Below are 9,924 nucleotides of genomic sequence, written 5' to 3'. Positions count from 1 at the left end.
GGCCGCACCGGGCGCGTCGCCGGGCGCACCGGCCGCGCCGGGCGACGCCGCCTCGGCACCACCCGGCACCGCGCCGGAGGAATCCGCCGCGCCGGGGAGATCCGCCGCGCCAGGGGAGCCGGCCGGACCGGGAGAGCTCGTCGTCATGACACAGAACCCTACGACCCGCCACCGACAGCACGCGCATACCATCGACGGCGACCACCCTCGCACTGCATGATCGAAGCATCACACCGCGCAACGGCGCGGACCGCGGGAAACAGCACCGACCGAAGGACAGCCGTGGCAGACACCGACGAGACCGGCGAGCGCACCGGCCGGCGCTCCGACCCGGGCGGCGGCGGATTCCTCATGGGCCGCCCCTTCGGCGTGCCCGTCTACGTCGCGCCCAGCTGGTTCCTGGTCGCCGCCCTCATCACCTGGATCTTCGGCAACCAGCTCGACGAAGTACTCCCCGGCCTCGGCCCCGTCCGCTACCTCGTCGCCCTCTTCTTCGCCGTCGCCCTCTACGCCTCCGTCCTCGTCCACGAACTCGCCCACGCCGTCGCCGGCCTGCGCTTCAAACTCGGCGTACGCCGCATCCAGCTCCAGTTCGTCGGCGGCGCCACCCAGGTCGAGGAGGCCGGCACCCCCGGCCGTGAATTCGTCCTCGCCTTCGTCGGCCCCCTGCTCTCCCTCGTCCTCGCCGGCGCCTTCTACCTCGGCATGACCGCCGTCGACCCCCGCACCGTCCCCGGCGTCCTGCTCGCCGGCCTGATGATCGCCAACCTGATCGTCGCCGCCTTCAACCTGCTCCCCGGCCTGCCCCTCGACGGCGGCCGCATGCTCCGCGCCGTCGTCTGGGCCGTCACCGGCAAGGCCATGACCGGCACCGTCGCCGCCGCCTGGGTCGGCCGCGCCATCGCCATCGCCGTCCTCCTCGGCCTGCCCCTGCTCACCGAGACCGGCTTCCTGCGCGTCGGCGACCACGAGACCGGCGGCATGGACACCGTCATGAACGCCCTGCTCGCCGCCATCCTCGCCGCGATCATGTGGACCGGCGCCGGCAACAGCCTGCGCATGGCCCGCCTCCGCGAACACCTCCCGGGCCTGCGCGCCCGCGGCCTCACCCGCCGCGCCATCCCCGTCGAGACCGCCACCCCGCTCTCCGAGGCACTGCGCCGCGCCAACGAGGCCGGCGCCCGCGCCCTCGTCGTCGTCGACGGCCAGGGCGAACCCACCGCCATCGTCCGCGAGAGCGCCATCGCCTCCGTCCCCGAACACCGCCGCCCCTGGGTCTCCGTCAGCGGCCTCGCACAAGACCTCACCGAAGGCATGAAGGTTTCCGCAGAGCTCGCCGGACAGGACCTCCTCGACCACCTCCAGGCCACCCCCGCCACCGAGTACCTCGTCGTCGAGGACGACGGCGCCGTCTACGGCGTCCTGTCCACCCACGACGTCGAGAAGGCCTTCGTGAAGGCCATGGCACGGCCCCACTCCGGATAGCCCATACACTGGTCACATGTCCGAACCGACCGGTGCCGCCCGCCGTCGCGGGCCCTTCAAGGTCGGGGACCAGGTCCAGCTCACCGACCCCAAGGGACGCCACTACACGTTCACGCTCGAAGCCGGGAAGAACTTCCACACCCACAAGGGTTCCTTCCCGCACGACGAGCTGATCGGCGCTCCCGAGGGCAGTGTTGTCCGAACCACGGGGAACGTCGCCTACCTCGCGCTGCGCCCCCTGCTCCCCGACTACGTCCTGTCCATGCCCCGCGGCGCCGCCGTGGTCTACCCCAAGGACGCGGGCCAGATCCTGGCCTTCGCCGACATCTTCCCCGGCGCACGCGTCGTGGAAGCGGGCGTGGGCTCCGGCTCCCTCAGCAGCTTCCTGCTGCGCGCCATCGGCGACCAGGGCATGCTGCACAGCTACGAGCGCCGCGCGGACTTCGCCGAGATCGCCAAGGACAACGTCGAGCGCTACTTCGGCGGCCCCCACCCCGCGTGGCAGCTGACCGTCGGCGACCTCCAGGACAACCTCTCCGACACCGACGTCGACCGGGTCGTCCTCGACATGCTCGCCCCCTGGGAGTGCCTGGAGGCCGTCAAGAAGGCCCTGGTCCCCGGCGGCATCCTGTGCTGCTACGTGGCCACCACCACCCAGCTGTCCAAGACCGTCGAGTCCATCCGCGAGATCGGCTGCTTCGCCGAGCCGCAGCCCTGGGAATCGATGATCCGCAACTGGCACGTCGAGGGCCTCGCCGTCCGCCCGGACCACCGGATGATCGGCCACACCGGCTTCCTCGTCACCGCCCGCCGCCTCGCCGACGGCGTCGAGCCCCCGCTGCGCCGCCGCCGCCCCGCCAAGGGCGCGTACGGCGAGGACTACGAAGGCCCCGGCGGTCAGACCGCCGACTCCGGCCGCGGCTGAAACCGGACCAACCGGCAGGCGCCGGGACGAAGTTCCCCCCACCAGGAGGGAACTGCGCCCCGGCGCCTTCGCGTTGTCCAGCAGCGACCGCCGCGTACGCGGGCGCACCGCCGCACGATCCCCGCGGCCACACGGCTGGGCGGACCCGGCGCAACAGCCACGCGGACCCGGCGTACAGCCGAGCGGACCCGGCCGTTCCCCTCCGATGTGGGGTATGACACGATGCTGGCTCGCCGTCAGCCGCGCCCCACCAGGAGACCGCTCGCGTGCCGAACACCCCCGCCGTCATGGACCTGGCCCACACCCGCACCCGACCGGTGCACTGGGTCGCCACCGCGACAGCGATGGCCGCCGTCATCGCGGGCGCCGGCCTCCTCCAGCCCGCCCCGGCCACCGGAGCCTCCGCGGGAGCCTCCACCGGAGCCCGAGGACCCGCCGCCGGCCCCGCCGCCCCCGACCCGGCCGCGGCCGACTACCCCCTCGACTGCCGAGGCGCCCAGAAACTCGTCGCCGCCACCGCCCAGGGCGACCTCGACGGCGACGGCAGACCCGAGAGCGTCGTCGCCGTCCACTGCCAGGCGGGCTCCGGCACCCCGCCGCACGCCCTCTACGTCCTCGTCCAGGACCCCGCGCCCGCCGCCCGGCCCCGCGTCGTGGCCACCCTCGTGAGCGCCACCGAACGGCAGACCGCCACCGACCTCGCAGTGCGCGGCCGCACCGTCACCGCGACCCTGCACGGCTACACGTCCAACACCGTCCCGCGCTGCTGCCCCGACCGCCACCGGGTGGCCAGTTGGCGCTGGACCGGCGAAAAATTCAGCCAGGAGCTGACAGAGCTCGCGGCCAGGAGTGTCTGATCCGTCACTCAGCGTCGGGACCGTAGACCTCGACCCCGTCCGCCACCCGCCGCACGTGGATGCAGTCCCCCGGGCACTCCTTGGCCGAATCCACCACGTCCTGCAACAGCGGCAGCGGAACCGGAGTCGTCGCCCCCGCCTCCTGGAGCAGCTCGTCCTCCGCGCTCTTCACGTACGCCAGACCGTCGATGTCCAGCTCGAACACCTCCGGCGCGTACTGCGCGCAGATCCCGTCCCCGGTGCAGAGGTCCTGGTCGATCCAGACCTCCAGGGCCTCCCCGGCCCCGCCGGATCCGCTCGTCGGGGCCTCGTGCTGCACGGTCATTCTCTCCTGCCGTTCCCTGCGCTCTGTGAACCGTCCCAGTCACAAGTCGCAGCAAGTCGCGCGAGCCCTGACGGGTGTTGAACAGTTCGACCTTACAACCGGCCGCTTTCAGATGGTGGCGGGTGGGTATTTCCTTGGCGTGAGGGAGTACGCAAGGGTGAAGATCGGACACACCTCTACCGTCTTTGTGATCTAGGGGTTTCAATCACCACCAGCCCAGGTAGGGTCAGGAAGCGTCCAGCTCCCCTTGGAGGAGGTGAGGACCGTGGCAGCCCACGACGACGACATCAACCGCGGCATCCGGCCGGGGCGGGGGTCCGACGACCCCGCCGGTCAGGTTGCCTATCTCGAGCAGGAAATCGCCGTCCTGCGACGCAAGCTCGCCGACTCTCCGCGACACACGAGGATTCTCGAAGAGCGGATCGTCGAGCTGCAGACAAACCTGGCCGGCGTCTCCGCACAGAACGAACGACTGGCAAATACGCTCCGTGAGGCACGCGACCAGATCGTGGCCCTCAAGGAAGAGGTCGACCGGCTCGCACAGCCGCCGGCCGGATTCGGAGTCTTCCTCCAGGCGAACGAGGACGGCACCGTCGACATCTTCACCGGAGGCCGCAAGCTCCGCGTGAACGTCAGCCCCAGCGTCGACCCCGAAGACCTCCGCCGAGGCCAGGAGGTCATGCTCAACGAAGCCCTCAACGTGGTCGAGGCCATGGAGTTCGAACGGGCCGGGGACATCGTCACCCTCAAGGAGATCCTCGAGGACGGCGAGCGCGCCCTGGTCATCGGGCACACCGACGAGGAGCGGGTGGTCAGGCTCGCCGAGCCGCTGCTGGACATCACCATCCGCCCCGGCGACGCCCTCCTGCTCGAACCCCGCTCCGGCTACGTCTACGAGGTCGTGCCCAAGAGCGAGGTCGAGGAACTCGTCCTCGAAGAGGTCCCGGACATCGACTACGACAAGATCGGCGGCCTGGGCGACCAGATCGAGCTGATCCGCGACGCCGTCGAGCTGCCCTACCTCTACCCCGACCTCTTCAAGGAACACGAACTCCGCCCGCCCAAGGGCATCCTGCTCTACGGCCCGCCCGGCTGCGGCAAGACGCTCATCGCCAAGGCCGTCGCCAACTCGCTTGCCAAGAAGGTCGCCGAGGTCACCGGCCAGCCCGCCGGGAAGTCCTACTTCCTGAACATCAAGGGCCCCGAGCTCCTCAACAAGTACGTCGGCGAGACCGAGCGCCACATCCGCCTCGTCTTCCAGCGCGCCCGCGAGAAGGCCGGCGAGGGCACCCCCGTCATCGTCTTCTTCGACGAGATGGAATCCCTCTTCCGCACCCGCGGATCCGGCGTCAGCTCCGACGTCGAGAACACCATCGTCCCCCAGCTCCTCGCCGAGATCGACGGCGTCGAGGGCCTGGAGAACGTCATCGTGATCGGCGCCTCCAACCGCGAGGACATGATCGACCCGGCCATCCTGCGCCCCGGCCGCCTCGACGTGAAGATCAAGATCGAGCGCCCGGACGCCGAGGCCGCGAAGGACATCTTCGCCAAGTACCTCAAGGCCTCGCTGCCCCTGCACTCGGACGACCTCGCCGAGCACCAGGGATCCCCCGAGGTCGCCGTCCACAGCATGATCCAGACCGTCGTCGAGCAGATGTACGCCGAAACCGAGGAGAACCGCTTCCTCGAGGTCACGTACGCCAACGGCGACAAGGAAGTCCTCTACTTCAAGGACTTCAATTCCGGCGCGATGATCCAGAACATCGTCGACCGGGCCAAGAAGATGGCCATCAAGGCCTTCCTCGAACACAACCAGAAGGGCCTGCGGGTCTCCCACCTCCTCCAGGCCTGCGTGGACGAGTTCAAGGAGAACGAGGACCTGCCCAACACCACCAACCCCGACGACTGGGCCCGGATCTCCGGAAAGAAGGGCGAGCGGATCGTCTTCATCCGCACCCTCGTCACCGGAAAGCAGGGCGCGGACACCGGACGCTCCATCGACACGGTGGCCAACACCGGTCAGTACCTCTGATCCATCGGGGCGGCTGCGGATGCCCCAATCCGGGGCATCCGCAGCCGACTGCTTTCCAGCCGCCACGGGCACCCATGCAATGACTGAAATGATCTCCCCACCAGCGCGGGGCCGCTCTAGGCTCTTCCGTACCGCCTCATCCGCAGTGCGGGGACGGGCACCGCACACGCACCGGAGCACCAGCGGTACTTGAGCGCCGCTCCCACGAAGGGGAGCGCCGCCGGGCAAGGAGGGCCGCATGACCGTACGGCGAGTAATGGGGATCGAGACGGAGTACGGGATCTCCGTCCCCGGTCACCCGAACGCCAATGCCATGCTCACCTCGTCCCAGATCGTCAACGCGTACGCGGCGGCGATGCACCGGGCGCGACGCGCCCGCTGGGACTTCGAGGAGGAGAACCCGCTGCGGGACGCCCGCGGCTTCGACCTCGCCCGCGAGGCGGCCGACAGCAGCCAGCTCACCGACGAGGACATCGGCCTGGCCAACGTGATCCTCACCAACGGCGCCCGGCTATACGTCGACCACGCCCACCCCGAGTACAGCTCGCCGGAGATCACCAACCCGCGCGACGCCGTCCTCTGGGACAAGGCCGGCGAACGGATCATGGCAGAGGCCGCCGAACGCGCAGCCCAGCTGCCCGGCGCCCAGCCGATCCTGCTCTACAAGAACAACACCGACAACAAGGGCGCCTCCTACGGCACGCACGAGAACTACCTGATGAAGCGGGAGACCCCCTTCTCGGACATCGTGCGCCACCTCACGCCCTTCTTCGTCAGCCGTCAGGTCGTCACCGGCGCCGGCCGCGTCGGCATCGGCCAGGACGGCCGCGAGCACGGCTTCCAGATCAGCCAGCGCGCCGACTACTTCGAGGTCGAGGTCGGCCTGGAGACCACCCTCAAGCGCCCCATCATCAACACCCGCGACGAGCCCCACGCGGACGCGGAGAAGTACCGCCGCCTGCACGTGATCATCGGCGACGCGAACCTGTCGGAGATCTCGACCTACCTGAAGCTGGGCACCACGGCCCTCGTCCTCTCCATGATCGAGGACGGCTTCATCAACGTCGACCTGGCCGTCGACCAGCCCGTACGCACCCTGCACCAGGTCTCCCACGACCCCGACCTGCACCACCTGATCACGCTGCGCAGCGGGCGCACACTGACTGCCGTACAACTCCAGATGGAGTACTTCGAGCTGTCGCGCAAGTACGTGGAGGAGCGTTTCGGCGCCGACGCGGACGACCAGACCAAGGACATCCTCTCCCGCTGGGAGGACGTGCTGGGGCGGCTGGAGAACGATCCGATGAGCCTGTCCGGAGAGCTGGACTGGATCGCCAAGCGGGAGATCCTGGAGGGCTACCGGCGCCGTGACGGCCTGGACTGGGACGCGGCCAGGCTGCACCTGGTCGACCTCCAGTACTCCGACGTACGCCCCGACAAGGGCCTGTACAACCGCCTCGTCGCCCGCGGCAAGATGAAGCGGCTGCTCGACGAGTCCGACGTGGAGCGCTCCGAGGCCAAGCCGCCGGAGGACACCCGGGCGTACTTCCGCGGCCGCTGCCTGGAGCAGTACGCGGACGACGTGGCCGCGGCCTCCTGGGACTCGGTCATCTTCGACCTCCCGGGCCGGGACTCGCTCCAGCGCGTCCCGACCCTGGAACCCCTGCGCGGCACGCGCAAGCACGTCAAGGAGCTCCTGGACCGCTGCCGCACGGCGGAGGACCTGGTGCGCGTGCTTTCCGGGGGCTGAGCGACGGCTGAAAGGCCCCGCATCCGGGAATCATGAAAAGACCCGGACGTTGTGAAAGTGCGGGGACGAAAGCCGGACCCTCCTTGTAGGGTCCGACGTAGGGTCTGATCTTGAGGGATCCCGATCCCGGGGTCCCTCGTCATGAGCGTGCGAACCGAGCGGGGTGAGGTAGACATGGCGACCAAGGACACCGGCGGCGGCCAGCAGAAGGCGACGCGCTCGACCGAGGAGGTCGAGGAGACGACCGCCGAGGCGAGCTCCGACCTCAAGGAACGGCAGGAGAAGCTGTCGGACGACGTGGACTCGGTTCTTGACGAGATTGACGATGTCCTCGAGGAGAACGCTGAGGACTTCGTGAAATCCTTCGTGCAAAAGGGTGGCCAGTAGCGGCAATTTGCCTTCGAATCCAAGGTCGGGGTCCGGTGGTCGAGCGGGCCGGTTCGAAGAGGTGCGCGCGGTGCGGGGTGACCGGGCCGCGCGCGGCCTCCTCGATCGGGCGGCCGTAGCCGGCCTCGGCCGTTCATGTGGATCATTGCCGCAAGGCGGGTAGGGTCCGAGGCGTACTTCGCCTCAACTGCAACACGGGCCTCGGCCTGTTGAAGGACAGCCCCGACCGCAATCGTCGGGCAGTCGCGTACTTGGAGGGAACGCGTGGAAGCCAACACATTCAGCACGGGGCGTCTGCCGGCTGCCTTCCTGACGCCGGGGTCCTCGTCCTTCATGGACTTCCTGGCGAGCCACTCGCCCGACCTGCTCCCCGGCAATCGCAAGCTCCCCGAGGGGATCGTCGAGGCGCCGCACGGTACGACCATCGTCGCCGCGACCTTCCCCGGCGGGGTCGTGCTCGCCGGTGACCGGCGGGCGACCATGGGGAACATGATCGCGCAGCGGGACATCGAGAAGGTGTTCCCGGCGGACGAGTACTCCGCGGTCGGGATCGCCGGTACGGCCGGCCTCGCCGTGGAGATGGTCAAGCTGTTCCAGCTGGAGCTGGAGCACTTCGAGAAGGTGGAAGGGGCCACGCTCTCGCTGGAGGGCAAGGCCAACCGGCTCTCGACCATGATCCGGAGCAACCTGGGCATGGCCATGCAGGGTCTTGCCGTCGTGCCGCTGTTCGCCGGCTGGGACGAGGGCAAGGAGAAGGGCCGGATCTTCTCCTACGACGTCACCGGCGGCCGCTCCGAGGAGCACGGCTACGCCGCCACCGGCTCCGGTTCGATCTTCGCCCGGGGCTCGATGAAGAAGCTCTACCGGGAGGACCTGAGCGAGGAGCAGGCCACCACGCTGGTCGTGCAGGCCCTGTACGACGCGGCCGACGACGACTCGGCGACCGGCGGCCCGGACCTGGCCCGGCGGATCTTCCCGATCGTCACCGTCATCACGGACGAGGGCTTCCGCAGGCTCACCGAGGAGGAGTCCTCGGAGCTCGCCCGTAAGGTCACCGACAGGCGTCTGGAGCAGCCCGACGGGCCGCGCGCCGCCCTGCTCTGACCGTTCGTCGCCCGTAGAACCCAGAAGAAAGGGACGGACAGCCGGTGTCGACTCCGTTCTACGTCTCCCCCCAGCAGGCCATGGCCGACCGCGCCGAGTACGCCCGCAAGGGCATCGCGCGCGGCCGCAGCCTGGTCGTGCTGCAGTACGCCGACGGCATCGTGTTCGTCGGTGAGAACCCGTCCCGTGCGCTGCACAAGTTCAGCGAGATCTATGACCGGATCGGCTTCGCGGCCGCCGGCAAGTACAACGAGTACGAGAACCTGCGGATCGGCGGTGTGCGCTATGCCGATCTGCGTGGATACACCTATGACCGCGACGATGTGACGGCGCGTGGGCTGGCGAACGTGTATGCCCAGACGCTGGGCACCATCTTCTCCTCGGCGGGCGAGAAGCCGTACGAGGTGGAGCTGGTGGTGGCGGAGGTCGGTGCGTCGGCGGCGGGTGATCAGATCTACCGGCTGCCGCACGACGGGTCGATCGTGGACGAGCACGGTTCGGTCGCGGTGGGTGGCAATGCCGAGCAGATCGGTTCGTTCCTCGATCAGCGTCACCGTGACGGGATGACGCTGGCGGAGGCGCTGAAGCTGGCGGTGCAGGCGTTGTCGAGTCAGGCCAACGGTGCCGACCGGGAGATTCCGGCGGAGCGGTTGGAGGTGGCGGTGCTGGACCGTACGCGGACGCAGCAGCGCAAGTTCAAGCGGATCCGGGGCCGGCAGCTGGCGCGGCTGCTGGAGCCGGCGCCGTCGGCGGACGTGCAGGCGGATGCCGTGTCCAACGACGAGGTGTCGGAGGACGAGGCCGAGTAGGCCCGGCCCGGTAGTTCCTTTCGTTTCGGAGCCCCGGTCCGTTCCCGTGTGTGGGAGCGGGCCGGGGCTCCGTCGTGTGCCGGGGGCGGGGCCCGGTGTGTGTCAGGGGCGGGGCGGGGGGGGGGGGGGGGCCCGGGGCTGGCTCTTTTACACCTTCTCGGGGCCACGAGACCGAGGCTGTACTCCGATTCCGGCTTTTTCTTGTAAAAACACAGATGCTCCGATTCAACAGCTGTCTTCTGTCACACAT

General features: G+C 69.3%; 9 protein-coding genes and 1 pseudogene. 9 read left to right on the top strand and 1 reads right to left on the bottom strand.

All coding sequences use genetic code 11. From position 1 onward, the window contains the following. Positions 1 to 282 precede the first annotated feature (282 nt). The 3 genes from GPJ59_RS28005 to GPJ59_RS27995 all read left to right on the top strand — a co-directional run bounded on the left by GPJ59_RS28005 (position 283) and on the right by GPJ59_RS27995 (position 3,267). Complete coding sequence (locus tag GPJ59_RS28005) at positions 283 to 1,485, top strand: site-2 protease family protein (RefSeq protein ID WP_374200924.1); 1,203 nt, start codon at positions 283 to 285, stop codon at positions 1,483 to 1,485. 16 nt (positions 1,486 to 1,501) lie between these two features. Further along, positions 1,502 to 2,410: a tRNA (adenine-N1)-methyltransferase gene (locus tag GPJ59_RS28000; RefSeq protein WP_219670484.1), complete on the top strand. Its 909-nt coding sequence runs from the start codon at positions 1,502 to 1,504 to the stop codon at positions 2,408 to 2,410. Positions 2,411 to 2,697: 287 nt separating this feature from the next. Further along, a complete protein-coding gene (locus GPJ59_RS27995) occupies positions 2,698 to 3,267 on the top strand; it encodes a hypothetical protein (protein WP_219670486.1) in 570 nt (189 codons plus the stop codon). 4 nt (positions 3,268 to 3,271) lie between these two features. Here the strand turns inward: GPJ59_RS27995 and GPJ59_RS27990 are convergent, their stop codons facing one another. Next, complete coding sequence (locus GPJ59_RS27990; protein ID WP_219670483.1) at positions 3,272 to 3,592, bottom strand: ferredoxin; 321 nt, start codon at positions 3,590 to 3,592, stop codon at positions 3,272 to 3,274. A gap of 265 nt (positions 3,593 to 3,857) precedes the next feature. Between GPJ59_RS27990 and arc the strand changes: the two genes are divergently transcribed. The 6 genes and pseudogenes from arc to prcA all read left to right on the top strand — a co-directional run bounded on the left by arc (position 3,858) and on the right by prcA (position 9,674). Further along, on the top strand, positions 3,858 to 5,624 hold the full coding sequence (arc, locus tag GPJ59_RS27985; protein ID WP_219670482.1) for a proteasome ATPase: 1,767 nt from the start codon (positions 3,858 to 3,860) through the stop codon (positions 5,622 to 5,624). 238 nt (positions 5,625 to 5,862) lie between these two features. After that, a complete protein-coding gene (dop, locus tag GPJ59_RS27980; RefSeq protein WP_219670481.1) occupies positions 5,863 to 7,374 on the top strand; it encodes a depupylase/deamidase Dop in 1,512 nt (503 codons plus the stop codon). A 174-nt stretch (positions 7,375 to 7,548) separates the two neighbouring features. Next, entirely contained in the window at positions 7,549 to 7,761 is a 213-nt protein-coding gene (locus GPJ59_RS27975; protein WP_219670480.1) for a ubiquitin-like protein Pup, read from the top strand. A 137-nt stretch (positions 7,762 to 7,898) separates the two neighbouring features. Further along, positions 7,899 to 7,958, top strand: a pseudogene (locus GPJ59_RS38680) (endonuclease VII domain-containing protein); the annotation flags it as partial. 67 nt (positions 7,959 to 8,025) lie between these two features. Then, positions 8,026 to 8,865, top strand: coding sequence for a proteasome subunit beta (gene prcB / locus GPJ59_RS27965; RefSeq protein ID WP_219670479.1), 840 nt, complete (start codon positions 8,026 to 8,028; stop codon positions 8,863 to 8,865). A gap of 44 nt (positions 8,866 to 8,909) precedes the next feature. After that, positions 8,910 to 9,674, top strand: coding sequence for a proteasome subunit alpha (gene prcA / locus GPJ59_RS27960; RefSeq protein ID WP_219670478.1), 765 nt, complete (start codon positions 8,910 to 8,912; stop codon positions 9,672 to 9,674). The last annotated feature ends 250 nt before the right edge of the window (positions 9,675 to 9,924 follow it).

Source organism: Streptomyces bambusae (assembly GCF_019400985.1).
GTDB classification, from domain to species: domain Bacteria; phylum Actinomycetota; class Actinomycetes; order Streptomycetales; family Streptomycetaceae; genus Streptomyces; species Streptomyces bambusae_A.
The sequence above is the reverse complement of the archived record's forward strand: the minus strand, read 5'-3'. Positions and strand labels throughout refer to the sequence as shown.

Coding starts and splice junctions, on each gene's coding strand:
- GPJ59_RS28000 (WP_219670484.1), top strand. CDS start 1,502: ATGTCCGAACCGACCGGTGCCGCCCGCCGTCGCGGGCCCTTCAAGGTC.
- GPJ59_RS27995 (WP_219670486.1), top strand. CDS start 2,698: ATGGACCTGGCCCACACCCGCACCCGACCGGTGCACTGGGTCGCCACC.
- GPJ59_RS27990 (WP_219670483.1), bottom strand. CDS start 3,592: ATGACCGTGCAGCACGAGGCCCCGACGAGCGGATCCGGCGGGGCCGGG.
- dop (WP_219670481.1), top strand. CDS start 5,863: ATGACCGTACGGCGAGTAATGGGGATCGAGACGGAGTACGGGATCTCC.
- GPJ59_RS27975 (WP_219670480.1), top strand. CDS start 7,549: ATGGCGACCAAGGACACCGGCGGCGGCCAGCAGAAGGCGACGCGCTCG.